General features: G+C 40.7%; 26 protein-coding genes, 2 tRNA genes and 1 other RNA gene. 9 read left to right on the top strand and 20 right to left on the bottom strand.

Annotated elements, in window-relative coordinates; translation table 11 throughout:
- From EC846_RS15610 to EC846_RS15630, 5 genes are all read right to left on the bottom strand, one after another.
- Positions 1-122 (bottom strand): GTP-binding protein (locus EC846_RS15610; RefSeq protein WP_016660498.1); only part of this gene is annotated, 122 nt, incomplete at its 3' end.
- A 92-nt stretch (positions 123-214) separates the two neighbouring features.
- A complete protein-coding gene (gene fusA, locus EC846_RS15615) occupies positions 215-2,353 on the bottom strand; it encodes an elongation factor G (protein WP_123775708.1) in 2,139 nt (712 codons plus the stop codon).
- A 177-nt stretch (positions 2,354-2,530) separates the two neighbouring features.
- The gene (gene rpsG, locus EC846_RS15620; RefSeq protein WP_004655203.1) at positions 2,531-3,001 is read right to left on the bottom strand and encodes a 30S ribosomal protein S7; all 471 of its coding nucleotides are present in this window, start codon (positions 2,999-3,001) and stop codon (positions 2,531-2,533) included.
- A gap of 160 nt (positions 3,002-3,161) precedes the next feature.
- Positions 3,162-3,536, bottom strand: coding sequence for a 30S ribosomal protein S12 (gene rpsL / locus EC846_RS15625; protein ID WP_004638184.1), 375 nt, complete (start codon positions 3,534-3,536; stop codon positions 3,162-3,164).
- A gap of 158 nt (positions 3,537-3,694) precedes the next feature.
- Positions 3,695-5,044 carry an EcsC family protein gene (locus EC846_RS15630; RefSeq protein ID WP_123775709.1) on the bottom strand — a complete coding sequence of 450 codons (1,350 nt, stop codon included), beginning with the start codon at positions 5,042-5,044 and terminating at the stop codon, positions 3,695-3,697.
- 290 nt (positions 5,045-5,334) lie between these two features.
- On the opposite strand from EC846_RS15630, the gene EC846_RS15635 reads away from it, so the two are divergent.
- The 3 genes from EC846_RS15635 to EC846_RS15645 are packed head-to-tail and all read left to right on the top strand — an operon-like array spanning position 5,335 to position 7,620.
- Complete coding sequence (locus tag EC846_RS15635; RefSeq protein ID WP_004770929.1) at positions 5,335-6,564, top strand: beta-ketoacyl-ACP synthase II; 1,230 nt, start codon at positions 5,335-5,337, stop codon at positions 6,562-6,564.
- Between the two features lie 21 nt (positions 6,565-6,585).
- Positions 6,586-7,038: a CopD family protein gene (locus EC846_RS15640; RefSeq protein WP_004770928.1), complete on the top strand. Its 453-nt coding sequence runs from the start codon at positions 6,586-6,588 to the stop codon at positions 7,036-7,038.
- A 57-nt stretch (positions 7,039-7,095) separates the two neighbouring features.
- On the top strand, positions 7,096-7,620 hold the full coding sequence (locus EC846_RS15645) for a hypothetical protein (RefSeq protein WP_123775710.1): 525 nt from the start codon (positions 7,096-7,098) through the stop codon (positions 7,618-7,620).
- 56 nt (positions 7,621-7,676) lie between these two features.
- On the opposite strand, the gene EC846_RS18355 is transcribed toward EC846_RS15645, so the two are convergent.
- The gene (locus tag EC846_RS18355) at positions 7,677-7,838 is read right to left on the bottom strand and encodes a hypothetical protein (protein WP_004770926.1); all 162 of its coding nucleotides are present in this window, start codon (positions 7,836-7,838) and stop codon (positions 7,677-7,679) included.
- Between the two features lie 717 nt (positions 7,839-8,555).
- Between EC846_RS18355 and EC846_RS15650 the strand changes: the two genes are divergently transcribed.
- Positions 8,556-10,181 (top strand): NAD+ synthase, encoded by a 1,626-nt coding sequence (locus EC846_RS15650; RefSeq protein WP_004770924.1) that lies wholly within the window; start codon positions 8,556-8,558, stop codon positions 10,179-10,181.
- On the top strand, positions 10,174-11,205 hold the full coding sequence (locus tag EC846_RS15655) for a hypothetical protein (protein WP_123775711.1): 1,032 nt from the start codon (positions 10,174-10,176) through the stop codon (positions 11,203-11,205). Before EC846_RS15650 ends, EC846_RS15655 begins: the two co-directional genes overlap by 8 nt.
- Positions 11,206-11,312: 107 nt before the next feature.
- On the opposite strand, the gene EC846_RS15660 is transcribed toward EC846_RS15655, so the two are convergent.
- Together EC846_RS15660 and EC846_RS15665 are read right to left on the bottom strand one after the other, a co-directional pair.
- A tRNA-Met gene (locus tag EC846_RS15660) sits at positions 11,313-11,389 on the bottom strand.
- A gap of 189 nt (positions 11,390-11,578) precedes the next feature.
- On the bottom strand, positions 11,579-12,433 hold the full coding sequence (locus EC846_RS15665) for an EamA family transporter (protein ID WP_123775712.1): 855 nt from the start codon (positions 12,431-12,433) through the stop codon (positions 11,579-11,581).
- Between the two features lie 120 nt (positions 12,434-12,553).
- Between EC846_RS15665 and EC846_RS15670 the strand changes: the two genes are divergently transcribed.
- Positions 12,554-13,021 carry an Lrp/AsnC family transcriptional regulator gene (locus tag EC846_RS15670; protein ID WP_123775713.1) on the top strand — a complete coding sequence of 156 codons (468 nt, stop codon included), beginning with the start codon at positions 12,554-12,556 and terminating at the stop codon, positions 13,019-13,021.
- A gap of 45 nt (positions 13,022-13,066) precedes the next feature.
- On the opposite strand, the gene EC846_RS15675 is transcribed toward EC846_RS15670, so the two are convergent.
- The 4 genes from EC846_RS15675 to coaD form a co-directional block, all read right to left on the bottom strand.
- Positions 13,067-13,143 (bottom strand) — tRNA-Met (locus EC846_RS15675).
- A 62-nt stretch (positions 13,144-13,205) separates the two neighbouring features.
- An RNA gene (gene rnpB / locus EC846_RS15680) (RNase P RNA component class A) lies at positions 13,206-13,561 on the bottom strand.
- Positions 13,562-13,587: 26 nt separating this feature from the next.
- Entirely contained in the window at positions 13,588-13,851 is a 264-nt protein-coding gene (locus EC846_RS15685; protein WP_004770919.1) for a YfhL family 4Fe-4S dicluster ferredoxin, read from the bottom strand.
- Position 13,852: 1 nt separating this feature from the next.
- Complete coding sequence (gene coaD / locus EC846_RS15690) at positions 13,853-14,344, bottom strand: pantetheine-phosphate adenylyltransferase (protein WP_004770918.1); 492 nt, start codon at positions 14,342-14,344, stop codon at positions 13,853-13,855.
- Positions 14,345-14,473: 129 nt separating this feature from the next.
- Between coaD and smpB the strand changes: the two genes are divergently transcribed.
- The gene (gene smpB, locus EC846_RS15695) at positions 14,474-14,950 is read left to right on the top strand and encodes an SsrA-binding protein SmpB (RefSeq protein WP_123775714.1); all 477 of its coding nucleotides are present in this window, start codon (positions 14,474-14,476) and stop codon (positions 14,948-14,950) included.
- 51 nt (positions 14,951-15,001) lie between these two features.
- Here the strand turns inward: smpB and EC846_RS15700 are convergent, their stop codons facing one another.
- From EC846_RS15700 to rluD, 7 genes are all read right to left on the bottom strand, one after another.
- Positions 15,002-15,682 (bottom strand): hypothetical protein, encoded by a 681-nt coding sequence (locus EC846_RS15700; RefSeq protein ID WP_123775715.1) that lies wholly within the window; start codon positions 15,680-15,682, stop codon positions 15,002-15,004.
- 28 nt (positions 15,683-15,710) lie between these two features.
- Positions 15,711-16,520 carry a PD-(D/E)XK nuclease family protein gene (locus EC846_RS15705; protein ID WP_123775716.1) on the bottom strand — a complete coding sequence of 270 codons (810 nt, stop codon included), beginning with the start codon at positions 16,518-16,520 and terminating at the stop codon, positions 15,711-15,713.
- Between the two features lie 15 nt (positions 16,521-16,535).
- Positions 16,536-17,336 (bottom strand): hypothetical protein, encoded by an 801-nt coding sequence (locus tag EC846_RS15710; RefSeq protein ID WP_123775717.1) that lies wholly within the window; start codon positions 17,334-17,336, stop codon positions 16,536-16,538.
- A complete protein-coding gene (locus tag EC846_RS15715) occupies positions 17,329-18,417 on the bottom strand; it encodes a helix-turn-helix transcriptional regulator (protein WP_123775718.1) in 1,089 nt (362 codons plus the stop codon). Before EC846_RS15715 ends, EC846_RS15710 begins: the two co-directional genes overlap by 8 nt.
- A 77-nt stretch (positions 18,418-18,494) precedes the next feature.
- Complete coding sequence (locus tag EC846_RS15720; protein ID WP_123775719.1) at positions 18,495-19,052, bottom strand: flavodoxin family protein; 558 nt, start codon at positions 19,050-19,052, stop codon at positions 18,495-18,497.
- A gap of 84 nt (positions 19,053-19,136) precedes the next feature.
- On the bottom strand, positions 19,137-19,877 hold the full coding sequence (pgeF, locus tag EC846_RS15725) for a peptidoglycan editing factor PgeF (RefSeq protein ID WP_123775720.1): 741 nt from the start codon (positions 19,875-19,877) through the stop codon (positions 19,137-19,139).
- A 135-nt stretch (positions 19,878-20,012) separates the two neighbouring features.
- A complete protein-coding gene (gene rluD, locus EC846_RS15730; RefSeq protein ID WP_032864011.1) occupies positions 20,013-21,062 on the bottom strand; it encodes a 23S rRNA pseudouridine(1911/1915/1917) synthase RluD in 1,050 nt (349 codons plus the stop codon).
- Positions 21,063-21,133: 71 nt separating this feature from the next.
- Between rluD and EC846_RS15735 the strand changes: the two genes are divergently transcribed.
- Positions 21,134-22,231 (top strand): outer membrane protein assembly factor BamD, encoded by a 1,098-nt coding sequence (locus tag EC846_RS15735; RefSeq protein WP_123775721.1) that lies wholly within the window; start codon positions 21,134-21,136, stop codon positions 22,229-22,231.
- Between the two features lie 128 nt (positions 22,232-22,359).
- Positions 22,360-24,243 carry a DNA primase gene (locus EC846_RS15740; RefSeq protein ID WP_123775722.1) on the top strand — a complete coding sequence of 628 codons (1,884 nt, stop codon included), beginning with the start codon at positions 22,360-22,362 and terminating at the stop codon, positions 24,241-24,243.
- A 10-nt stretch (positions 24,244-24,253) separates the two neighbouring features.
- On the opposite strand, the gene hemA is transcribed toward EC846_RS15740, so the two are convergent.
- Complete coding sequence (hemA, locus tag EC846_RS15745) at positions 24,254-25,537, bottom strand: glutamyl-tRNA reductase (protein ID WP_004770911.1); 1,284 nt, start codon at positions 25,535-25,537, stop codon at positions 24,254-24,256.
- Positions 25,538-25,571: the final 34 nt, after the last annotated feature.

Raw genomic sequence — 25,571 nt, forward strand, 5'->3', positions numbered from 1 at the left:
CCGTAAGTTTTTGCACAGATCGTTGCAATCGCAGCAGTTAAAGTTGTTTTACCATGGTCAACGTGACCAATTGTACCCACGTTTACGTGTGGTTTATTACGTTCAAACTTGGCTTTAGCCATGATGATCTTCCTTTATAAACTGCTCATGAGGGTCGCCCATGAGCACTTGGTTTTTAACTAAATTTTAGTTGGGTAATATAGTAATCGAAAGATTACTCGTCGTCACCTTTTTTACCGCCAGCTTGGAACTTAGCGATGATGCCTTCCGCAACGTTACGTGGAGTTTCAGCGTATTTAGCGAATTCCATAGAGTAAGTCGCACGACCTTGAGACATAGAACGCATTTGAGTCGCGTAACCAAACATCTCAGCAAGTGGTACTTCAGCTTTAATAGCTTTAGTTCCGCCAGGAAGATCGTCCATACCTTGAACCATACCACGACGACGGTTTAAGTCACCCATGATATCGCCCATGTAGTCTTCTGGAGTTTCTACTTCAACTTTCATGATTGGTTCAAGAAGGATAGGATCTGCTTTCATGAAACCGTCACGGAAAGCGTATGAACCTGCCATTTTGAACGACAATTCATCAGAGTCGACATCGTGGTAAGAACCGTCGAATAATGTCGCTTTGATACCCACAACAGGGTAACCAGCCAATACACCATTCTTCATACGTTCTTGAATACCTTTGTCAACCGCACCAAAGAATTCTTTAGGTACAGTACCGCCGACAACTTCTTCAGCGAATTCGTATTCTTTACCAGCTTCTTCAACATCCATAGGCTCTAAACGAACATATACATGACCGAATTTACCTTTACCACCTGTTTGACGAACAAATTTACCTTCTTGTTCAACAGACTTCTTGATGGTTTCACGGTAAGCAACCATTGGTTTACCAATGTTCGCTTCAACGCTGAATTCACGCTTCATACGGTCAACGATGATGTCAAGGTGAAGCTCACCCATACCAGCAATAATTGTTTGACCAGATTCTTCGTCAGTACGAACGCGGAACGATGGATCTTCTTTAGCCAAACGACCTAAAGCGATAGACATTTTTTCTTGGTCAGCTTTAGTTTTTGGTTCAACAGCCAATGAAATTACTGGCTCTGGGAATTCCATACGCTCAAGTGTAATGATGTTTTTCTCATCACATAATGTATCACCAGTAGTAACGTCTTTAAGACCTACACACGCTGCGATATCACCTGCACGGATTTCATCAAGATCTTGACGTTCGTTCGCATGCATTTGCACGATACGACCGATACGTTCACGCTTAGATTTAACTGGGTTATAAACCGGATCACCTTGTTTAAGAACACCAGAGTAAACACGTACGAATGTTAAGTTACCTACGAACTTATCGTTCATGATTTTGAACGCAAGCGCAGAGAACGGAGCTTCGTCAGATGCTTCACGAGACGCTTTAGTTTCGTCTTTGTCGTCAAGGATACCTTCAATTGCTTTAACTTCTGTAGGAGAAGGCAAGAATTGAATTACAGCATCCAACATACGTTGAACACCTTTGTTCTTGAACGCAGAACCACAAAGCATAACTTGAATTTCAGATGCTAATGTACGAGCACGTAAACCAGCGATGATTTCTTCTTTAGAAAGATCACCTTCTTCTAGGTACTTGTCCATTAACTCTTCAGATGCTTCAGCCGCAGCTTCAACCATCTTAGTACGCCATTCGTTTGAAGTATCAACGAGGTCAGCAGGAATATCACCGTATTCGAACTTCATACCTTGAGATGCTTCATCCCAGATAATCGCTTTCATTTCGATGAGGTCAACTACACCTGTAAATGTATCTTCTGCACCAATTGGCACAACGATAGGTACAGGATTACCGCCTAAACGAGTTTTAACTTGCTCAACAGCACGGAAGAAGTTTGCACCAGTACGGTCCATCTTGTTCACGAATGCTAAACGAGGCACTTTATATTTGTTTGCCTGACGCCATACAGTTTCAGACTGAGGTTGTACGCCACCAACTGCACAGTAAACCATGCACGCACCGTCAAGAACACGCATAGAACGTTCAACTTCGATTGTGAAGTCTACGTGTCCCGGTGTATCAATTACGTTGATACGGTGTTGTTGGAATTGGTTAGCCATACCAGACCAGAAACAAGTTGTAGCAGCAGAGGTAATTGTAATACCACGCTCTTGCTCTTGTTCCATCCAGTCCATTGTTGCTGCACCGTCGTGTACTTCACCAATTTTGTGAGATACACCTGTGTAGAACAAAATACGTTCTGTTGTAGTTGTTTTACCTGCGTCAATGTGCGCAGAAATACCGATGTTACGGTAGTTACTAATTGGGGTTTGGCGAGCCATGATGTCTACATTCCTAAATGTTATATTTAAAACAGGACGCATCAATTAAATTGATGCGCACGAATATCCAAGCAGGCAACTTAAATACCCGCAAAGCCTCCACTTTGATAGAGAGCGATGTTGAATCGAGCTGCTGTACGCATGAATATTCTCCTGATTAGGGACTGTTTTATCCGCTTAGAAACGGTAGTGAGAGAAGGCTTTGTTGGCTTCAGCCATACGATGCACGTCTTCACGTTTTTTGATCGCTGCACCTTTACCTTCAGCTGCATCAAGCAACTCACCAGCAAGACGTAAAGCCATCGTTTTTTCAGAACGCTTAGCAGCAGCATCTACTAACCAACGCATAGCTAGAGCAGTACGACGGGATGGGCGTACTTCCATAGGTACTTGATAAGTAGCACCACCAACACGGCGTGCTTTTACTTCAACCATAGGACGAACTTTTTCAAGAGTAGTCTCGAAAAATTCAACTGGGTCTACTTTGTTTTTTTCTTGAACGCGGTCTAAAGCACCGTAAACGATACTTTCAGCAATAGATTTTTTACCATCTTGCATTACGTGGTTCATGAATTTAGCGATTGTTTGGCTGCTAAATTTTGGATCTGGAAGGATCTCACGAGCAGCGACTACGCGACGTCTTGGCATTTTAATACACCTAATAATATGACACTTCAGGATAATCCAGCAGTTTGTACAAGTGTCATGTACACGACGCTGGCCTTACTATACGTCGCTTGAATTACAAATCTATGAAGAATTCAAACAAGCGAAACGCTAAAGGAATGCTTGGGCTAGTTTCCTAGAATTACTTCTTAGGACGCTTAGCACCATATTTAGAACGTGACTGGTTACGATCTTTAACGCCAGCACAGTCTAAAGAACCACGAACGGTATGGTAACGTACACCTGGTAAGTCTTTAACACGACCACCACGGATAAGAACAACACTGTGCTCTTGTAGGTTATGACCTTCACCACCGATGTAGCTAGATACTTCAAAACCTGAAGTTAAGCGAACACGGCAAACCTTACGCATTGCTGAGTTAGGTTTTTTAGGTGTAGTAGTATAAACACGTGTACATACACCACGACGTTGTGGACAAGCCTTCAACGCAGGAACTTTTGATTTTTCAATCAAAGTCGTACGACCCTTACGGATCAACTGATTTGTTGTTGCCATTTGGCAATTCTCCCGTTATTAAACAACCTTAAAAAAAGAAAAGAACCTCTTTTTAAGGGCACATAATTGTAAGCTAAGAAGTAAAAATGGTCAACATTGTAAGTGCTGACCATTTCTTGGGTTTGTTGTGTTTTGATGTCTAGAACATCACACCATAATTAGCTATGTTTTGTTGAAGCAGGTTCGACATCAATTGATTTCTGTTCAGTCGTGAGTTCTGTTTCGCTCTCGTCAAATGTCTCGTCTTGCTCTGCCTTCAACGCGGGTTGCTGTTCCGTATGCTCATGTTCAACAACATGCTGTTCTGCAAGTTGTTGAATTCCCTCTTCTACTTTTTCATCCACTGGTGTTTTGGGCGCATCTGTATCTTTGGTCTGAATCGACACATTAGTAATCACATCATTTTTTGAGGTCTCAGCAGTTAAGCCTTGCTTAGCCTCTTCCCCAGTTGCATTCAATAAACGCGGCGTCGCTTTTTTCAATAAAGCCTCCGCTTTATAGTAGGCATTTAATGGAGAAATATTTTCGTTCGGATGTTCATTTAAATAGAAACGTGCCGCACCAAAAATAGATTGTGATTTATGTCCGACATCTTCCAGCAATCGCCAGCTATAAAAACCACTTAAAGCAGCGCCAGCCACAGGGGTTAATTTACCCATCACGGACACCTGAGGAACACGGTTTAACCATCCAAATTTAAACTGTCCTTGTTCATCTACTAGCCACTTTTTGACTAAATCAAAATCATTATTTGATCCAAGCAATTGTTGGAACTGTTGCAGGTCATGCGTTTCCAGCATAGATTTCAAGGCTTTTAATGCAACCAACAAGGTTTGTTTTTCAGCAACCAGACTCAAATCAATCTCTTTAAAGATGAAAGCAACAATCTCTTGATCATTCTCTTCTGACAAATCAAAACCATGTGAACGTCCAGTCTGATAAATGGTTCGCAAGGTCAAAACAATCGATGCTGGAATATCAATGGCCGCGCCCCAGACACCTGTTGCACCTGTCACAGCGCCCTGAACAGCTGCCAACAATTTATTTTGTTCAATCAGCGCCTGACTCAAACGTTGCGAACGACCCGTATCTTTGGTGAGTTCCATAATGTCCTTCACCCCTGCTTCTTCAAGGATTTTCTCCGTCAGGGAACTATTCGAACTAAACTCATTCAACCACTGGAATAAATAGTCAGATGCTTTTTCACCTAAATCAGGAGATACAAAAGATGCAATACTGTTCACGCGCGTGTAATGACGACCGAGGAACTGATGTGAAAGTTTCGGGAACTGCTGACGTAACATTTGTTGCGGACTTTCGTATTTTTCCACTTCAAATGGACTTTTAAAACGCGCTTTTCCTTCTATTGTATGAGATGAATTTGCAAGATCGGCCCCAGAGGTGATTGGCGCCACTTGCAGTTTTTGTAATTCTGAACTGAGCTTTTTAGCCACTCCAAAGGCTTGTGCAAATAAACCTGAAGATTGCTTGTTTTTAGATTTTGTCATCAAGTACCTCTGTTGTGTAATGTGTGCATTTCTAGGTAAATACTAGGTTGAATGCAGATTTATCTCAACTTTTATGTGTGTACTTTCATTACGTTTCGTCACCATAAGTGCAATATTTACGAATATTTACACAACTGGAAATAGGCATAAAATTTGCCATAAGAAATAAAAAACCTTTCTGCTATCATGGTGTCATTCACTCATAAGCCATTTTAATCGTTATTTTCTCCTGATTTGTATTCATAGCGAGATGCACAGGGCTTAAGTATTACCATAAAAGGGATCTGTAAATGAAACGTGTTGTAATCACTGGTATGGGCATTAACTCATGTATCGGTAACTCTTTAGAAGAGGTCACTCATTCTTTAAAAAATGGAATCTCAGGCACACGTTTAAACCCAACTTATGCAGAACTGAATTTCAAGAGCCATGTTAGCGCTGCAGCTGAACAGGATTTTGATGGCATTGATCGTAAACTAAAACGCTTTATGGGCGTTTGTGCGATGTATGCATACAATGCAGCTGTTGCAGCCGTTGAACACGCTGGACTGAAACAAGAAGATTTGGCAAACAATCCACGTTACGGTATTGCTGGCGGTTCAGGTGGTAACTCGACTGCATCTGTTGCAGAAATGATCAAACTGCTAGAAGAAAAAGGTGCACGTAAAATCGGTCCTTTCTTCGTGCCACGTAATATGTCAAACACCATTACTGCAAACGTAGGTGTTGCATTTAAACTGCAAGGCGTTGCGCACTCGATTACCAGCGCATGTGCAACTTCTGCCGATGCAATTGGTTATGCCTACAACCTGATTCAATTAGGTAAACAGGATTTGATGCTTGCTGGTGGTGGTGAAGAAGATCACTGGTCACAAAGCTTATTGTTTGATGCGATGGGTGCATTATGTTCAAAATATAATGACACACCAGAAACTGCTTCACGCCCATATTCAAAAGACCGTGATGGTTTCGTAATTGCTGGCGGTGGCGGTTTCGTTGTACTTGAATCACTTGAACATGCACAAGCACGTGGCGCGAACATTCTCGCTGAAGTCATTGGCTACGCAGCAAATAGTGATGGTGCTGACATGGTTGCACCAAGTGGTGAAGGTGCAACACGTTGTATCATCATGGCATTGGATGAAGCAAAACAGCATGGTGTAGAGCAAATTGACTATGTCAACACACATGGTACTTCAACACCAGCGGGTGACGTAACCGAGCTTAAAGCAATGGAACGCGCATTTGGTGAAGGTCAGGTTCCTCCACTCAGTTCAACTAAATCAATGACTGGTCACAGCTTAGGTGCTGCCGGCGTTCAGGAAGCGATTTATTCTGTATTGATGATGCAAAATGACTTTATTGCACCAAACATCAACGTGACTGAGCTTGATGAAGGCGCACAAGGTTTCGATATTGTACTTGAAAAACGTGATACAAAACTGAATACTGTGATGAGTAACAGTTTTGGTTTTGGCGGTGTTAACGCCTGCCTTATTTTCAAGAAGTGGGATGCATAATCCTACTTAGTAGGATTATCGATGGATGCACCTTCTGATGCTTTCTTGTGGGTAAAAGCACTACATATTATTGCCGTGGTTTGCTGGTTCGCTGCATTGTTCTACTTACCACGCCTTTATGTCTACCATGCCATGAGCGAAGATGCCGTGAGTCATCAACGCTTTGAAGTCATGGAACGTAAGTTATATCGCGGGATCATGTGGCCGTCTATGATTGCCACATTAATTACCGCCCACTTTCTGGTCGACTGGGGCGATGCAACCCGACATTATCATGAAGCCTTATGGTTTTATCTCAAGGTCGGTCTGGTCGGTCTTTTGGTGATTTATCACTTAGTGTGTGGTTATTACCGTAAAAAGCTCATTGGCAATGCCCACTACAAATCACATAAGTTCTGGCGCTTCTTTAATGAAATGCCAACCCTGATCTTATTTGCGGTGGTTATCCTCGTTGTTGTAAAACCTCAGTTCTAACTGAGGTTTTTTTATTCTAGAATAAATACCATCATTTTGTTCACACTTGAATATCAGATGATCAAAGCACTTCAACGGCCTATACAACAATTAAAAAACCGGTTCATTGCCAACTTAATCGTTTATCTCAAAATGAATCAGTTCAACTATCGCGGCTTAACCTCTGGCGAGATTGAAATTGCACGCCCAGTCTTTGGTGACTTGATTAATTATGCACAGATCAAAATTTTTAATATCCCCTATTTACCTTGGCAACCCGTAAATATTTTTATGGCGCCGAATGGCAACTTATTTGTGCATCAAAAATATTTTAGTGCTGATTATTCAAAGTGCTCTCTTCCCTTACAAGGGATTTTTATCCATGAGCTGGCCCATATTTTACAGTTTCAGCAACGCACCAATGTGATTATCAAAGGTGCAATTCTTCAATTGGGTTATTATCTCAGTTTTAAGCACTACGATCCTTATCAATATCAGTTCAAACCCAATAAAGCCTTCTCCAGCTACAACATCGAACAGCAAGGAGATATTGCACGCGATATTTTTTTCAAGAAAATTCCCAATATTATTCTGAAGAAATAAAAAAAGCCCTGTCATTCATGTACAGGGCTTTTTAAGTTAGACCATCGCAATTGGTATTATGCAGCTGTGCCTTTGCGAGTTTCATTCGTAGGTTCATGATCGACATCCATATCAGTTGTAAAATCTACACGCATTGCATCCTTAACAATGGTACCCATACGTCCAACACTAATCGCTAAACCTAATGCGATGATTGGCAATAAAATTGTTGAAGTCATAATCTCTCACCTCACTTCATTCAAAAGAGAATCTAATTTTTAAGCTTGTGGCTCTTGCTCACGGAACATGACTGTACCAATACGACCAACAACGACAGCTAAACCAAACGCAACAACTGGAAATAATAAAACTGACATATCCACCACCTCTTGATTTGAGTGTTGTAATACACCTGAGTGATCTCAAAATGTATAACCCTTCACATTAATCAGGATCATAGCAGTGCACAAATGTACACTCAAGTGTGGCAAAGATATTCCCGACAAACGGTATACAAAACACACAATAAAACATAAATAGTTGAAATAAATATATTTTTAATTAAGTACAGTTGTTTTTATTTTTTCATAAATTTTTAACAGGTTTATTAAAGTCACTCTTTTTATTAGAAATTTTAGACGTTATTGGAACTGTCACTGAGACGTCATGTCCATGTGCGAAGCTGACATGAAAAAAACTTGATGTGGTTATATTCAATTTATTCACAATCATGCACCATAACTACCTAAACATTGAGAAATGTTGCTTTTTCATACAGAAAAACTCGTTATTTTTACGCAGAAAAATGTGCATTTAGTATATATTAGTAAACTTGTCATTTTTCTTTAAGATATAAAATGTTTGGCGCCATGATATACAATCGTTTTTAACAACTATACTTATATAAATCAAAAACTTGTGTATCAAAACTTGTTAAGACTTAGGATTAGGTTTGAATGAAAAATTTTAAAATTGCCCTTGCTCAGTTCTCTCCGCATATTGGCAATGTTGACTCAAATACTCAAAAGATGATTGAGCAAGCAAATTTAGCGAAACAACAACAGGCTGATTTGATCGTCTTTCCAGAACTTTCAACCATCGGTTATCCAGCGGAAGATTTAATCCTTCGCCCAAATCTTCAAAAACGCACTCAAAAAGCTTTTGCTCAATTAAGTGAAGTAAAAGACATCGTAATGGTATTTGGTTTCGTGCACCAAACCGAAGATGGCCATCGTTATAATTCTGCTGCGGTGATGAAAGATGGTCAGGTATTGGGTATTTACAACAAACACAACCTGCCAAATTACGGCGTGTTTGATGAAAAACGTTACTTTCAGGAAGGCCACCAGCACCTTGTTTTTGAATATTTGGGACACAAATTCGGTGTCTTGATTTGTGAAGATGTCTGGTCACTCAACACAGTTAAGCAACTTAGCCAACTCAATGTTGAAACCGTACTGGTCTTGAATGCTTCTCCTTATGAAGTGGGTAAACCACAACATCGTATTCAGACGCTGAATGAATTGGCGAAACAGTTGCACCTGAATATTGTTTACGTTAACCAAGTTGGCGGACAAGATGACCTTATTTTTGATGGTTCTAGCTTTGTAAGCAACAATAATGGTCAACTTGCATTACAAGCGCCAAGTTTCCAAGAATCTGTTCATTTTGCTGAATATGATGCTGAACAAAAACAATTCAAAACTGCTGAAGCCATTCCAGCTTTAGAAACCTTTGCTGAAATTTATCAAGCATTGGTCATGGCAACCCGTGACTACGTGCAACGTTCAGGTTTCCCGGGTGTTATCCTCGGATTGTCTGGCGGTATCGACTCAGCATTAACAATGGCGATTGCTGTTGATGCAATTGGTGCGGATAAAGTACAAGCCGTCATGATGCCGTATACCTACACCTCACAAATGAGCGTAGAAGATGCGACTGAACAAGCGCGTCGTATGGGTGTGACTTTCGGTATTGCCGAGATTCATCCAATCGTGAATAGCTTCATGCAGACACTATTCCCGTTCTTTGGCAACTCACCTGCCGATGCAACAGAGGAAAACTTGCAAGCACGTACTCGCGGCACTCTGCTCATGGGCTTATCAAACAAGTTTGGTAATCTTGTGCTTTCTACGGGGAACAAATCTGAAATTTCAGTAGGTTATTGCACCCTTTACGGTGATATGGTTGGTGGCTTCTCTGTACTTAAAGATGTCTATAAAACTATCGTATTCGAATTGGCTAAATACCGTAATACACTGGAAGAAACGCCAGTTATTCCTGAACGTGTAATTACCCGCCCGCCATCAGCAGAACTTCGTCCAGATCAAAAAGATCAGGATTCATTACCTGCTTATGATGTACTTGATGCTATCTTGTATGCTTATATAGAAGAAGACCTCAGCCAGGCCGATATCATTGCCAAAGGTTATGAAAGCGATGTTGTCGAGAAAGTAATACGTCTGGTTGATCGCAATGAATACAAGCGTCGTCAGGGCGCGATTGGGCCACGTATCAGTTCGCGTGCTTTCAGTCGTGAACGACGCTACCCGATCGTCAACGGATGGACCGCGAATGACTGAAAAAATTGTTTCTGAAAAGTCACAATTACTTGCTCAAGCACTTTTGCTTGAGCAAGTTAAGTTTTATAAAAACCAACTCACAACACAACTTTCTGCTGATTTCTTTCAGCAATTTATTCAGCTCTTTCTACAACACGCACCCAGCATACAACTCAAAGAAGTGGTTGAATTAGCGCAAATTCAGGCCGTTGTGAAACGCTATGCCTTTGAAATGCAGCTTGGCGCAGGTTTACTAGAGTTTATTGGAGAAATTGCGCAAAGACTGCATGTCTTTTCCCTGCAATCATCAGCGCAATTACAAGATGTATTTTCAGACCACCAATTTGAAATGTGGCTCTCCAAATTTCTGGAACTTGAAAATATCCGTCATTATTTAAATCAGTTCTTAAAAGAAAGCCCTTCTATTCAGCAATTGTGCCAATACATTGCAACGACGACCTTACAAAACAAGTTACCTAAATTATTTACCCAATCAGATGAAGAAAGAATTTCCGAAAGTAAATATGAGTGGCAACAAAAACTAAAAAGCTTTTCTCACCGTCAGCAGCAGCGTATCGAACAGAAAATCGAGGAAAGCATTGCCCGATTTATTCAAGAGCAACTGGCTGATCTCAGCCTGCTTTCCAATGATGATCTGGAAAGTCTGGCGCGTAATGTCTGGGATGATAATAAAGCAAAACCTTTATCAGAATATACCAAACAGGTGACTCCACTGGATGTAGAAGAATTCTTTGTCATGATCTATGAATACTGGAAAGAATTACGCCAGTCTTCTTTCATACAGGATTTAATCCTCTATGGTGTCAAAGTCTTTTATGATTTCTATAAAGATGAAAGTCTTGCAGATGTCTTCGCTGCAATTGGTTTGGAAGAAGCAGACCTTCTGAATGAAGCGGTACGTTTTTATCCAAAAGTTGTGGTTGCTTTAGATGAACATGATGTACTCGAACCGATCATTACCCTCATCCTGAAACCATTCTATGAAAGTTCCGACACGCTCGCGACGATCGAAGAACACCTATAAAAAATAAAGCCTGTAAATCAATTTAGCATTTACAGGCTGCGCATCTCATTCATTATTTTTACATCATACAGATAAAAAGAAACCACGCAGGAGCGTGGTTTTTAAAATGGTGGCTATGACGAGACTTGAACTTGTGACCCCCGCATTATGAGTGCGGTGCTCTAACCAACTGAGCTACATAGCCGTAAACTGTGTGCGCATTATCTAGTGTTACTTCTGATGGGTCAAGTCTATGATCTTGAAAATAGAAGATATATGCACGGTTTTTGCACAAAGACCTTATCAATTGTACATTTTTTAATTCAATAGCTATTCTGGTCGAAATTTCTGTGCAATCTTCCTGCTTGAACTTCCCACAACACAGCGTTTGAACTTAGTACTTTTCCCTATACGATGTGTAGGAACAGCCAATGCATGCCACCATAATCATCATAATTGCCAGAACCTGATAAATATTTAATGCTTCGCCTAAAATATACCACGCAGCCAAAGCACTAATCGCAGGTGAAGCACTGAGTAAAATCCCAAAAACATGTGCTGCCAGTCGCCTCATCGCCATGATATCCAGCAAGAAAGGAATCATGCTTGAGAACAAGGAAACAAATACACAGGTAAAGAAAACTTTATAGGAACTCATTACTAAATCTAAATGCTGGACACCAACAGGGAGAGCAAATAAAGTCGCGACCAGCATCCCGACCGCCACAGAACTTCCACCAGATGAAGCCACCCGTCGACCATAAATAATATAAAGCCCCCAACAGACAGCCGCACCTAACGCAAAGCACATGCCGAGATAACTAAAATTCTGGTTAATTCCGCCAAATGGCAAAATCACTATGCCTATGAGTGCACACCCTACCCACAGCAGATCCTGCTTGCGTTTGGACATCAACATCGCAACAGCCAAAGGCCCTAACACTTCAATTGAAATGGCGATACCAACCGACATATAGGAAAAAGCTTTATAAATTAATAGATTCATGCCACTAACGAGCATGCCGTAAATCAGCAAATCTCGCCAGTTGGTCTTCCGATAGAACAATTGCCACGGTCTAAAAATAATAAACAGAAGAATAGCGGACAAGCCAAGACGAACCAGAGCGACAGTTTCTGCACCCAAAACAGGAAATAACGTTTTGGCTACGGCAGCTCCCACCTGTACAGATATCAAAGATAAAGAAGCAGCAAGAAAGGCCATGCCTTGCCTAGAATCCAGTCCTACCATGACCATACTCTGCGATGTAGAAATGCAATTTTAATTCACATATCCACGTTTAATTCTGCGATTTCATGCAAGAATGTGAGTAAATTACTCTATATTTTTCTTAGGATGAGAGATTTAATCGTGTCAGATATTTCACTGGATCAGTTTGATTATGCAATTTTAAGGCAACTACAACACGACAATAAAATGTCGCATCGAAAAATTGCCGAATTGGTGAATCTATCTCAAGCTTCAGTACAAAGGCGTATAGCCCGACTTGAAGAAGAACAGGTGATTGAAAAAAATTGTGCCGTGCTTAATCCGAAAAAGTTTGGCGAAAAGATTACTTCAATCATTGAAGTCCGTTTAGCAGAAGACCGCTCTATTGTGATGGATCGGGCCAAACAATATTTTGCCAATGTCGATGAGATTCAGCAGTGCTATTTCGTCAATGGGGGCGTTTCTTTTATTATCATTATGATTTCAGACACCTTATCTCACTTTGAAGCCTTGGTACGTAAGCACTTTGCAGATAATCAGGATGTCAGAATCTATCGGACGCTAATCGTTTTAGATCGGGTGAAAGTCGGATTAGAATTATCCATTTAAAAACAGCAGATAAAAAGAGACCACGCAGGAGCGTGGTCTATAAAATGGTGGCTATGACGAGACTTGAACTTGTGACCCCCGCATTATGAGTGCGGTGCTCTAACCAACTGAGCTACATAGCCGAAAACTGTGGGCGCATTATCTTAACTTTCGCTACACACGTCAAGCACAATTTTCAAAAAATTTAAGAAGTGGGCCTATAAGCCGGGTTCTGTCGAGGACGATCATTCCTCTAGGCGTACAATCACTCATACGCTCAAGCGACCTACCCGAATCCAGCACGGGCCGTGCCTCAGGATTCCTATTTGGTCTTGCTTCAGGTGGGGTTTACCTTGCCGTGAACTGTTACCAGACACGCGGTGCGCTCTTACCGCACCCTTTCACCCTTACCTCACGAATGAGGCGGTCTACTCTCTGCTGCACTTGCCGTCGGCTTTCACCGCCCAGGCGTTACCTGGCACCTTGCCCTTTGAAGCCCGGACTTTCCTCCCCTGTTTCAGTCACGGAGACCTCCACAGCAGCGACCGTCCGGCCCACTTCGTGGCGCATCTTACCAAAGTTCGCTGTTAATTGCTCGCATTTTTTTGCGCAGTCAGTTTTTTATATTTCTCCATCAACTCATCATGAGATTCCACATGTTGAGGATCCAGAGGAATACAATCGACTGGGCAAAATAACTGACACTGTGGCTGATCATGGTGTCCAATACACTCGGTACAGAGTGCTGGATTAATCTCATAAATCAGCTCACCCATATAAATGGCGTCATTGGGACAGACAGGTTCACAGACATCGCAGTTAATGCATTCATCTGTAATATATAAAGACACGTTACCAACCTTGTTGATGTTTACGTTCAAAGGCCTCGACCACAACGGCAGGCACAAATTTGTTTACATCACCTTTTAAACGGGCAATTTCTCTCACCAGTGTCGATGAAATAAATGAATATTGCTCAGATGGAGTTAAAAATACCGATTCAAAATGAGGATCAAGCTGACGGTTCATATTCGCCAGTTGAAATTCATATTCAAAATCTGAAATTGCTCTTAAACCACGAAGTACTGCTGTCGCACGCTGTTCACGGAAAAAATTGACCAACAAGCCATCAAAACCAACAAACTCAACATTGTTCAAATGACTGAGTGATGCTTTTGCCAATTCAACACGCTCTTCTAAACTAAATACCGGATTTTTATGATGACCAATCGCAATGGCAACCACAACTTCATCAAACATTTTTGATGCTCTTGCAACCAAATCAACATGTCCATTAGTTATTGGATCGAAAGTCCCCGGATAAATCACACGTGTTTTAGACATGCGGTGTACTCTAGTGAATGAGATAAGGTGCGTATTTTAACAAATCTTCAGCCTAAACGCGAAATTCCTAACCATTGGAAAAAGATTGCGTTTTGCGGCACAATAGAAGCAATTGTGGAAGTTTGAATTATGGCGCAAGCAACAGTTGTAAAAAAACATAATGGTGGCACGATTGCTCAAAACAAAAGAGCGCGCCACGATTACTTTATCGAAGAAAAATTTGAAGCAGGCATGTCCCTCCAAGGTTGGGAAGTAAAGTCTCTACGTGCTGGACGTATGAGCTTGACGGAAAGTTATGTCATTTTTAAAAATGGTGAAGCCTTTTTATTTGGCTCACAAATTCAGCCGTTATTGTCTGCATCAACACATGTGGTTCCAGAAGCAACGCGTACCCGTAAGTTGCTCTTGTCTCGTCGTGAGCTGGAAAAACTATTAGGTGCGGTGAATCAAAAAGGTTATTCGTGCGTACCATTGGCATGTTACTGGAAAGGTCATCTGGTCAAGCTTGAAATTGCACTGGTAAAAGGTAAGCAATTACATGACAAGCGTGCGACCGAAAAAGATCGTGACTGGCAACGTGATAAAGCACGTCTGCTGCATAAATAATTTTTCCAGAAAAGAGCTTTGTATAACACAAAGCTCTTTTTAAATAATAATTTATACAGCTTCATCTACGTCAATACGTCCAAACTTAGCAATAGCAGCTTGTACAATTTGGTCAAAATAAGGATGGGCTTGTTTTAAAATATCCAATGCGTCACTGATAGGCGTTAAAGCATCTTCTAAAGTATCTCTTTCATAATTTTCTATAACAGCCTGCTTATCTAAACTTACAATCGGTAAATACCAATTACCCTCTGGATTAAATTTAAAGCCAAGCTGTTCAAGTTGTGGATAGTCCTGATTTATTTTAGCAACAAATTCTTTCCAGTCTTTGGTAGGAATTTTATTAATATTATGTCTCCAAATCTCAAATTTAAAGACCATCCGATCGACATCATTTTCAAGAAAATCGGTTAAATAATAGTTGTTCTTTTCATCATTCACACCTTCATTCCACAACCGATAAAGTGCATATACATTTTTCCACTCCTGATTACTTTGAGGAGCATTCGACTCTCCTACTTTCCATTTCGGTGAAAAAAACCAAGTATCTACTTCTTCGTTAAAATTATAACCAGCAATCATTCTTTCATCAAAACTATCAACTGATTGTTTAATTACTGCATCCACAGCATTAAAAAACTTTTCACCCAATTCACCCTCAAGTAAGTTTTTCACTTGCTCAATTAGTTGGATATTTTCAATAATTAATTTTATTGCATTCACATTACTCATTATTTTCTCCCAAATAAAGCAATTCGTTTTAATTAAAATTTTTGATATGATCAGCAAATTGTTTTACTAACCATACACTACGACTATTTACATCATCATTTTCATTTACATGCTCATAAAATATTTCAGCAAGTTTTTTCCATGACAGCCCTATCAATCGTTTCTGTTCCTGATAAAACTTATATTTCTCAGGTAACTTTCCCTCTCTAGTTAAATAGACAACCAACCAATCCCGTTTTTTGGCTTTCGCTTGAGCAATATCAATATAACGCTGTAATTGATCTTTCCCCTCAGTGGCATTAATTTTAATTTCGATAAAAAGTAAAAATTCATCTGCATCAATTTCAATATCGACCCGACTTTCCTGATTACCTAAAGGACAACATTCTTCCGTTGTAAAATAACGTTTAGGTTGATATTTTTCCAACACTGGCAGTTCTTTTAACAGTTGCAATAAAATCTCATTACCTCGTCCATGATCGCCCCGACAATCTAAAAACCATTTCAATACTTTACTATGACGTACTTCCTCATCTTTTAAACCAGCAACTTTCCAAGCATTTAAAGCAAGACCCTGTTTTTTTGCTGCACGAAGAGGTTCTACCGCTAGATCAAAGTTTTTAAAAAAAATTTCCAAAGCCATACTATCTACAAATAAAGGCTGTTCAGGAACTTCCTCAATCGAGGGTAAATCTCTAAATTTATTAAAGAATAGTTCTAATTTTTGCTCAAAAGAAAGCTGTTCTGGAACAACGTCCTGTTGTTGCTGTTCTATTATTTTCCAATCATTAAAGAAATTTGATAATTGATTAGAAAAGTCAAATTGATTTAGAATCATTCCCCCTACCTCTCCTTAAACTTGTACTTTCATCAGATCTAAATAATATTTTTTTGCTTCATTTTGAATATCATCAAAGATATCAAAACTCTCGTTTACCTTTCTCAAAACTTTTTCAATAGGTTCTAAAGTTTTATCTAGTTTCCCCTGTTCATACTCTTTTACAAATAATTCAGAATCGAGCGCATCAATTTTCATTTCAAAAAAAGTGCCATATTTCCCTAACTCAAACCCCTTATTTTCCAAATTTTTATACTGTATCAACGTATTTTCTCTAAATTTGTTCCATTCTTGCCTTGCCCTATAAGTCCTAAGGTCAGCAACGCCTTTGGTAAGATGATTATATTGATATGACAACTCATGAATTAAATTATAATTAAGGCAAAATTGTATAGTGATATATCCCAGATCATGCCTAAAAAAATTAGCCGTTGGGAATCTGCTATTATTGATCTGAAATTCCTCATTAGGATTGTAATTATATTCTCTATTACAGTGTGTAAGTTTAAAAAAAGCATAGCTCTGTGTAATCGAGACAGTCCCATCTTCAGCTTTGGGATGAATCCAATCTGTGAGTGCAAACCACAATTCTCTATATTCAAAGTTAGCACTTATTTCCCATATCATTGTTTGCCAATCTTTCTCAGGGAAAATAGAATTTTCAGAGCTAAGTATCATTGCCTCTATATCAGAAAAAATTTTCTGTGAAACTTTTTCTTCTAATATATAGCCTTGCTGAATAATGGTAGATAAATTATCGAACAAAAGTTTTATGGATACATCATTTTCGGCAGTCTTTTCTTGAAACTTAATCATTGAGTAGGCTCTCCAAAGTAATTATGGAATCACCATGATCATTTCTTTCTAACACGATAGTAGCCCTATCAACTATTTCTTCACGCAGCTCTTTAGGTGTTATAATCTGAATCAAATGAGATTTATCAACCAACCAATTCATTAAACTTGTCGTAATACTGCATGTAGCTCTCAACTCATAATATTCATGATCTTGTATCCGCTGGATACTCTGATCATTACCAATCGGTTTAAGCTCTAACTCTTCTAATAATGCTTCATGAAATACAAAAAATACATCTTGAGCTACCCTATCAAAATAAGCATTTTCAAATTCACGTCCATCTACAAGCTCGTCAATATCATAATAGTCAATATCAACATGAGCTTTTTCTTGAATGATCTCTATCTCATCAAATCTCAACAGATTAAATGTTCTAAGCTCACTTTTACTACCAACAATTTTACTTGCAATTAAGTATGGCTGTTGTCCATGTTGAATAATACCTTGCGGCTTTAAAATATATTTTGTTTGTAAATGACTACCTTCTTTTCGGTATAAAGCTTCAAGCCAAAGAGTATCATCAAGTAATGCTCTATAAATTTTTTGTGTAACAAGCGTATGTCGCTCTTCTCTATTAATTTTCCCGTACCCATCTGGCACAAATCTTATTTTGCTATGCCATGCACTAATTTGAGTATTTTTTTCTAATTGTTGTTCTGCCGCTTCAAAAAAACCTTTAGCTTTTTCATAAACCTCTTTAGGTAAATTATGACTCAGATATTCTTTTGCCATAACTAAAACCAGTGCGAGTTCAGAACCAAATTGCTCCACATAGGCATTTTGACTTAAGCAAAAACTAGATGCCCGACGACCACTCGCTTTAATCTCTATTAAATTTCCAGAAACCAAAATGAATTCAATTGTTTTTAAGTCACGTAATATATTCTTTTTTAATGATCTCTCATCAATTTCATTATTATAGAAATGCCGAACTTTTTGTTTTAACTCTTCAATTGAATACGCTTTTTGCGGCTCTCGTGGTAAAATATGATAAAGATTAAGTATTCGCTCTACTTGGCTCGAAATTGATTTATCCATGATGCAATCTCATTAATCATACGATTGAAATGAGAATAGCACCCTTATGCGACAAACAATGTCTCACAAAATATTTTTTATTTTTTCAATTCGGCTAAATATTTCCCAAACTTGCGTGCTGTTTCCAGATCACCTTCGGGTGGTGTCACTTCAACACTGGCATTGTCAGATTGCGTCATTAGTCCTAAAAAACTCGACATGCGGTTAATATCGGATTGACCACGTCCAGTCGGCATAAACGGTAAACCCGCCCATAACATGCCATGCTGCATTGCAAATAAATTAATCTGCTGCAACACAGCCAGCTTATCACCACTGAGTCCACCGCCATTGGTAAAACCAGCAGCCAGTTTGCCTTGCCATGTACGTGCCAACCAGCGTTTAGACGAATCTTCCATAAACTGTTTCAAGGCAGAGGTGAGGCTTCCCATATAAGTTGGGCAACCCATAACAATCACATCTGCCTGATCAAGCAAGTCCCATTGAGGTGCAGCCACAGACAACAGATGCACTTCAGCACCCGCCTGTTCTGCCCCTTGAGCAATGTATTGCGCAACTTTGGCTGTATGCCCATAAGGACTGTGATAAACCACACAAACTTTAACTTGGGGAGTAATTTGCTCAATAACAGACATGGGAAATTTAAAAAACCAATGAATTAGATCAAGTTTAACATTTTTAAATGCGACAAGGCCAATCGACAATACAATGACGGCAATTTATTGCATAAATACAAAGCTTGCCATGCGACCCGTTTTGGCATCACGGCGATGAGAAAAATAATCCTCAGCTTGCTGATACGAGCATTGATCGCCACCAATAATAGTTTCCACGCCTAAACGCTCTAAAATAAAACGTGCAATGGCATAGAGATCTGCCTGATATTTACCCTCAGCCTGACCTGCAATAAATGCAAATTCTAGCTCAGGATATTTCTCACAGAAAGCCGCTTTGACCTCTGCCCCAACCTCAAAACAAGGCTGGCTAATGGCTGCCCCCAACCATGCCCAAGTTGGTTGGGATTTCATTTCTGCAACCGTATTTTCCACGATCCCTGCGGCTAATCCGCGCCAGCCTGCGTGTAGATTGGCAACTTCTGTACCTTCGGCATTTCCCAATACCACAGGGAGACAATCGGCAGTCATCATCATTAAGGCATGGCCTGCACGTTGTGTGACCAGACCATCGCCTTCAAGAGCAACGAATGGAACTTGTTCATTCACGGTATGACAAATGGTGCTGTGGGTTTGCGTCATCCATGTGATTTTATCCACACCGAATGCAGACAATTGATTCAGCAAGATCATACGATGTTGCTGGACGCGCTGTGCATCATCATTGACATGCAAAGCCAAATTAAACCCAGACAGGCTTTGATTCGGCGTTGCGACTGTTTCTGGATGTGCAATGCGGGTTTGCCCAACAAAAACACCTTTCGGCAGACCTTGTACAAATTCCATAAATATCTCCTGAGCTATATTTCCCACCCTCAACCTCTCCTAAAAGAAGAGGGAGCTTTAAGTACTGTAACGCATTAAATTCACGACAGTCTCTCTCCTTGAAGAAGGGAGACTTAGAGGGAGGTAGCGCTTTACTTAATAGGCTTCATTTTCACTGCGAAGCACTTCAACCAATTGAGTAAAGTCTTCTGGCCACGGCGCTTCAAACATCATTTCTTCGCCTGTACGCGGATGCACCAACCCAAGTTTGGCTGCATGTAAAGCCTGACGCTTAAAGCTACGTAACATATCTGTTAATTTCGCTGAAGCACCTGCGGGGAAACGCACACGATTGACATACACTGGATCACCAACCAAACCATGTCCCAAATAGCTGAAATGGACACGGATCTGGTGGGTACGCCCTGTTTCAAGCTGTGCCTGTACACGAGTAAAGTCACGGAAGCGCTCTTTCACATTATAATGTGTCACGGCATCACGACCGCCCGGTAAGATCGCCATTTTGACACGATCCACTGGATGGCGTTTGATCGGCTCATCAATGGTGCCACCCGCAATAATATTGCCATACGCAACCAGATCATAAACGCGGTAAACCGACTTCTTTGCCAGTTGCTTGCTGAGTGAAAATTGCGCTTCCAGATTTTTAGCAACCACCAGTAAGCCACTGGTGTCTTTATCAATACGATGTACCAGACCAGCACGAGAAAGTTCGGCAAGTTTTGGCTCATGATAAAGCAGTGCATTGACCAAGGTACCTGTCGGATTCCCTGCACCTGGATGCACCACCATGCCCACTTCTTTATTGATCACGATGATATCGTCATCTTCATAGACAATATTTAAAGGAATATTTTCAGGTTGGCTTGAAGTCTGTGCTTCAAGTTCAACTTCAAGCGTGAGTAGCTCATTTCCCTCACAGCGGTACTTTGGCTTAACAATGTTACCATTTACCAACAGATGACCATCTTTCATCCATTGCTTGAGTTTTTCCCGTGAAAACTCGCTCCACACCAATGCGGCAACCTGATCAATACGTTGCCCTAAATAGTTTTCATCGAGTTGAATTTGCAACGATAAACGTGTTGCAGTTGAGTCAGAATTATGATTATCTGCATCGACAGAATCTTCGAGTAAGAAATCTGTTTCAGAGATGTTTGAATTGGAAGATTGTGCTGAAGTCATTTGATGATCGGTACAAAAATGGTTTAATAGCACCATTGTAGCTCATTGCCCAGAATAACAGAGGAGTTTTTATGTCGCTACCACGTTATAAAATTACGGTGCTTGCACTATCTTTAGGTGTAGCGTCTGCATTTGTGGGCTGTAGCAGCAATCCAAGTAAGAAAGAAGTGGTTGATAAAGGACCACAATCAAGTGAACAAGTTTATTTCGAAAAAGCGCAAAAATCACTTGAGCGTAATCAATATACCGATGCGGTTAAATCACTTGAAGCGTTAGATACCTACTATCCAACGGGTCAATATACTCAACAGGCACAGCTTGAGCTTCTCTACGCGAAATTCAAACAAAAAGATTATGAAGGTACGATTGCGCTTGCAGAGCGTTTTATTCGTTTAAATCCTCAACATCCAAATGTTGATTATGCTTACTACGTTCGTGGTGTAGCCAACATGGAAATGAATTACGACAGCTTGATTCGCTACACTTCACTCCAGCAATCACACCGTGATGTCAGCTATGTCAAAGTGGCTTATCAAAACTTTGTCGACCTGATCCGTCGTTTCCCAAGTAGCCAATATTCAGTTGATGCCGCACAACGCATGAAATTTATTGGTCAGGAACTTGCTGAAAGTGAAATGAATGCAGCACGTTTCAATATTGAACGCAAAGCATGGCTGGCTGCGGCTGAACGCGCACAATGGGTGATTGAACATTATCCACAAACCCCGCAAACACCTGAAGCTTTAGCAACTTTGGCATATAGCTATCAAAAACTTGGTGATCAGGCGACTTCTCAACAATACGTTGAAATTCTAAAGCTGAACTATCCAAATTTAGTTAAATCAAATGGTGAAGTTAATTTACGTGCTGCACGTAAAGAAGGTAGCTGGGTCAATCGTGCGACTTTAGGTTTATTAGGACGTGAGTCTCAAACTGTAGAAGTCAAAGATGAAGCAAATGGTGAATCTGAACAACGCAGTTTAACCAATCGCTTAAGTTTTGGTTTACTGGGCAAACCAGCGACTGAACAATCTACTGCGCCAGAACCTGTAGCTACTCCAGAAGCGCCAGCAAGTGCAGAAAAGCCAAGCTGGAAAAATCGTTTAAGCTTTGGTCTATTAGATAAGCCAGAAGCAAAAACAACAGCTGAGGATGATGCTGCAAACTAATTTGCAATCATCTGATACACCAAACAGGCAAGTCTCACTTGCCTGTTTTTTATTTTATGCAACAATGATTCCTGACATTTTTGCGCTGCAACAATGTTTTACTCCCTGTCTGAAATGGTTAAACGCACATGGCAATTCCACAGCATACGATTGATCAAATTCTAGATCGAACCGACATTGTCGATTTGATCGGTCAACGTGTGAAGTTAAAAAAGACGGGGCGTACCTACTCTGGCTGTTGTCCATTTCATCAGGAAAAATCGCCTTCTTTCCACGTCTATCGTGACAAGCAGTACTATCACTGCTTCGGCTGTCAGGCCAATGGTAATGCCATCCGCTTCCTGATGGATATCGACGGTCGTAACTTTGTTGATGTAATGAAAGAGCTGTCCAATAAGACAGGTGTCGACCTCCCCAAAGATAATCACGACAATAAAAAACTCTCTTATAAACGTAGTCCACAACAAGCCGCTACACCACAGCCAGTAAAACCAGTACAAGAAAATCCAGTCACACCACCTGTAGTCGATGAATTTATCGATGGACATTTTGTCGATATGGATCGTGTAATGGATGATCCTTTTGCCCAGTTTGATCCATCATTCAACATGGATGAACAGGTACAGGAAGGTAATCTTTATGATCTGCTGGAAAATGTGGCACAGTTTTATGAACGCCAGTTACCAAATAGTCAAAAAGCTCAACACTATTTCAGACAACGTGGCCTCTCGGCACAAACCATTCAATTCTGGCGTTTAGGTTATGCACCAGAAGACTGGCAGCATCTTGAAAAAGCTTTTCCACAAGATATTGAAGGCTTAAAACAGCTCGGCCTGATTCGATCGAGCGACAGTGGTCGGGATTTTGACTTATTACGTGAACGGGTTATTTTTCCGATTCGCGATCATAAAGGCCGTGTGGTCGGTTTTGGTGGTCGTGCGCTCAATGACGAGATTAAACCCAAATACATTAACTCGCCTGACTCTGAAGTGTTCCATAAAAACCAGTTGCTTTACGGTCTATACGAAGGCCGTAAACTGAAAGCCAATGACTGGTTAATGGTGGAAGGCTATATGGACGTGATTGCGCTACAGCAATACGGCATCAATGGCGCCGTCGCAACACTTGGAACAGCCAGTAATGCGGATCACTTAACCACGCTATTCAAACAAAACTCTAGAATTACCATTGCCTTTGATGGTGATGCCGCAGGGCAAAAGGCCGCGCGACGTACCTTGGAAATCGCACTACCACTACTCAATGATGGTCGTGAATTAAAATTCTTTGTTTTGCCCAATGAGCATGATCCTGACTCACTGATCCGCCGTGAAGGTCTGGAAAATTTCCAAAAACTACTCCAGCAAGCGCCCCTGTTATCCGACTTCGTGTTTGCCCATTTAACTGGACAGCATGATGTCAGCACACCTGAAGGCAAAAGTCTGGTGATGGGTGAACTGCGTGAATTGACTGAATTATTGCCTAAACATGGTTCATTCCGTTATTTGTTGAGTCAATCTTTCCGTGAAAAGCTAGGGTTAGGGAAACGTTTTACCCCCCAAGTCAGCCATGATGCCTCATTATCTTTTAACATTCAGACCAAAGATGAAGATTTCGCAGTAGCGATTTTGATGCACCACCCCTTCTTATACATTCATTTTGAAGAACTGCGTGCGGTGATTGATCAAGATGAACTGTTGGCAAAAATTTTAGCCGTATTGAATATTGTCTTTGATGAATTGCCTGATGATCAGGAACTGGCGACCTATTATGTGCTGGGTGCATGTAGTAGTTATAGTCATGAGCTGGCTGATATTATGCAACGCACCAATATTCAGTCATTAACTCAGGCACCTGAAATTGCAGATAAACTTGCCAAAGAATACGCATTGGGATTACAAGAAAAATATCTGCGATTAAAGCTTAAATCACCCATTTCTTTGATCGAATCACGCAATTTACGCCAGCAATTGAATGAACTCACCAAACAGATTAGTTTGCGATTGCTATCTTAGCACCGCAAACTTACTGTCTCGGTTTACGTTCGTGCTCGAACACGTCTTGTAAATGCTGCTGTAGCCATTCGAAATAATCAGGATTTTCTGCTTTAGCAGCTTCTCGTAACAAGATTGAAGTCGGATGCATTAACTTTTGTGTTAAACGATGCGCGAACTCTTGTAACACCTGCTCTGCGGCATGACCATGCTGTAATGATTCCATCGCATGAGCCAGCTCTTTTTGGCTTACTTCTTCGCTATGCTGGCGATAGGCCTGAATCGTACCACTCGCCTCTTTGACTTTTTGCTGGGTCATCAATTGGGTTGCCAATTGATTGACCATAATCTCGGCTTCAACCGCAGCTTGACGACGTTGTGCCAGATTTTCATCAATCACACTTTGCAAATCATCAACGCCATACAAATACACGTTATCCAGTGATTCAACTTTCGGGTCAATATCACGTGGCACGGCCAGATCGACCATGAGCATCTGTTGATAGCGGCGTTTTTTCAATGCCGTTTTGACGTCTGAATATTCAATCACTTGATGCAAACTACCTGTACAACTTGAGATGACGTCTGCTCTATGCAAATTCTGTGCAAGTTCAGTAAAAGGAATAATTTCAACATCGACCTGATGGGCAATTTCCTGTGCCAGAATATCTGCACGTTCGCGGCTACGGTTACAGATCAGAATCTTCGCTACCCCCATTTCCGCAAGGTGTTTAGCGACTAAACTATTCATTTCACCCGCAGCCACAACCATCACAGTCAATTTTTCTGGACGACTAAACACTTGCAAGGCCAACTGAGCAACCGCATAACCCATTGAAACGGCATGACTTCCGACAGAAGTTTCGGAACGAACCCGCTTGGCTGCATAAAAAGCATATTCAAAGACACTATTTAGCTCAGGTGAAACTGTTTCGGCATCTTTTGACAGCGCCAGAGCACTTTTCACCTGCCCTAAAATCTGGGGTTCGCCCAGCATCAACGAGTCTAAACCACTGGCAACACGCATCAAATGTGTAACAGCCTGAGCATTCTCGTAACGATAAACATGATGAATTAACTGTTTTACATCAATATTATTCACTTGGGCCAGCCAGTTCAGGACGCTATCCGCATCTTCTGTCATGGCATACACTTCGGTACGGTTGCAAGTCGACACTACCACGAGGTCATTCAAGGATGACTTCTGGTTTTGTTCAAGCAATAGCGCAGCTAATCGCTCTGCATTGAAAGCAATTTGTTCACGAAGTTCAACAGAAGCTGTTTGATGGTTGACACCCAATGCAAAGAAAGACATATCAGATCATCATTTCGCTAAATTTATGTTATTG

The organism is Acinetobacter sp. BIGb0102, assembly GCF_003815055.1.
GTDB classification, from domain to species: Bacteria; Pseudomonadota; Gammaproteobacteria; order Pseudomonadales; family Moraxellaceae; genus Acinetobacter; species Acinetobacter vivianii.

Bases quoted from the DNA above. Each gene is read 5' to 3' on its own strand.
- fusA (WP_123775708.1), bottom strand. From the start codon at position 2,353: ATGGCTCGCCAAACCCCAATTAGTAACTACCGTAACATCGGTATTTCT.
- rpsG (WP_004655203.1), bottom strand. From the start codon at position 3,001: ATGCCAAGACGTCGCGTAGTCGCTGCTCGTGAGATCCTTCCAGATCCA.
- rpsL (WP_004638184.1), bottom strand. From the start codon at position 3,536: ATGGCAACAACAAATCAGTTGATCCGTAAGGGTCGTACGACTTTGATT.
- EC846_RS15630 (WP_123775709.1), bottom strand. From the start codon at position 5,044: ATGACAAAATCTAAAAACAAGCAATCTTCAGGTTTATTTGCACAAGCC.
- EC846_RS15635 (WP_004770929.1), top strand. From the start codon at position 5,335: ATGAAACGTGTTGTAATCACTGGTATGGGCATTAACTCATGTATCGGT.
- EC846_RS15640 (WP_004770928.1), top strand. From the start codon at position 6,586: ATGGATGCACCTTCTGATGCTTTCTTGTGGGTAAAAGCACTACATATT.
- EC846_RS15645 (WP_123775710.1), top strand. From the start codon at position 7,096: ATGATCAAAGCACTTCAACGGCCTATACAACAATTAAAAAACCGGTTC.
- EC846_RS18355 (WP_004770926.1), bottom strand. From the start codon at position 7,838: ATGACTTCAACAATTTTATTGCCAATCATCGCATTAGGTTTAGCGATT.
- EC846_RS15650 (WP_004770924.1), top strand. From the start codon at position 8,556: ATGAAAAATTTTAAAATTGCCCTTGCTCAGTTCTCTCCGCATATTGGC.
- EC846_RS15655 (WP_123775711.1), top strand. From the start codon at position 10,174: ATGACTGAAAAAATTGTTTCTGAAAAGTCACAATTACTTGCTCAAGCA.
- EC846_RS15665 (WP_123775712.1), bottom strand. From the start codon at position 12,433: ATGGTAGGACTGGATTCTAGGCAAGGCATGGCCTTTCTTGCTGCTTCT.
- coaD (WP_004770918.1), bottom strand. From the start codon at position 14,344: ATGTCTAAAACACGTGTGATTTATCCGGGGACTTTCGATCCAATAACT.
- smpB (WP_123775714.1), top strand. From the start codon at position 14,474: ATGGCGCAAGCAACAGTTGTAAAAAAACATAATGGTGGCACGATTGCT.
- EC846_RS15700 (WP_123775715.1), bottom strand. From the start codon at position 15,682: ATGAGTAATGTGAATGCAATAAAATTAATTATTGAAAATATCCAACTA.
- EC846_RS15705 (WP_123775716.1), bottom strand. From the start codon at position 16,520: ATGATTCTAAATCAATTTGACTTTTCTAATCAATTATCAAATTTCTTT.
- EC846_RS15710 (WP_123775717.1), bottom strand. From the start codon at position 17,336: ATGATTAAGTTTCAAGAAAAGACTGCCGAAAATGATGTATCCATAAAA.
- EC846_RS15715 (WP_123775718.1), bottom strand. From the start codon at position 18,417: ATGGATAAATCAATTTCGAGCCAAGTAGAGCGAATACTTAATCTTTAT.
- EC846_RS15720 (WP_123775719.1), bottom strand. From the start codon at position 19,052: ATGTCTGTTATTGAGCAAATTACTCCCCAAGTTAAAGTTTGTGTGGTT.
- pgeF (WP_123775720.1), bottom strand. From the start codon at position 19,877: ATGGAATTTGTACAAGGTCTGCCGAAAGGTGTTTTTGTTGGGCAAACC.
- rluD (WP_032864011.1), bottom strand. From the start codon at position 21,062: ATGACTTCAGCACAATCTTCCAATTCAAACATCTCTGAAACAGATTTC.
- EC846_RS15735 (WP_123775721.1), top strand. From the start codon at position 21,134: ATGTCGCTACCACGTTATAAAATTACGGTGCTTGCACTATCTTTAGGT.
- EC846_RS15740 (WP_123775722.1), top strand. From the start codon at position 22,360: ATGGCAATTCCACAGCATACGATTGATCAAATTCTAGATCGAACCGAC.
- hemA (WP_004770911.1), bottom strand. From the start codon at position 25,537: ATGTCTTTCTTTGCATTGGGTGTCAACCATCAAACAGCTTCTGTTGAA.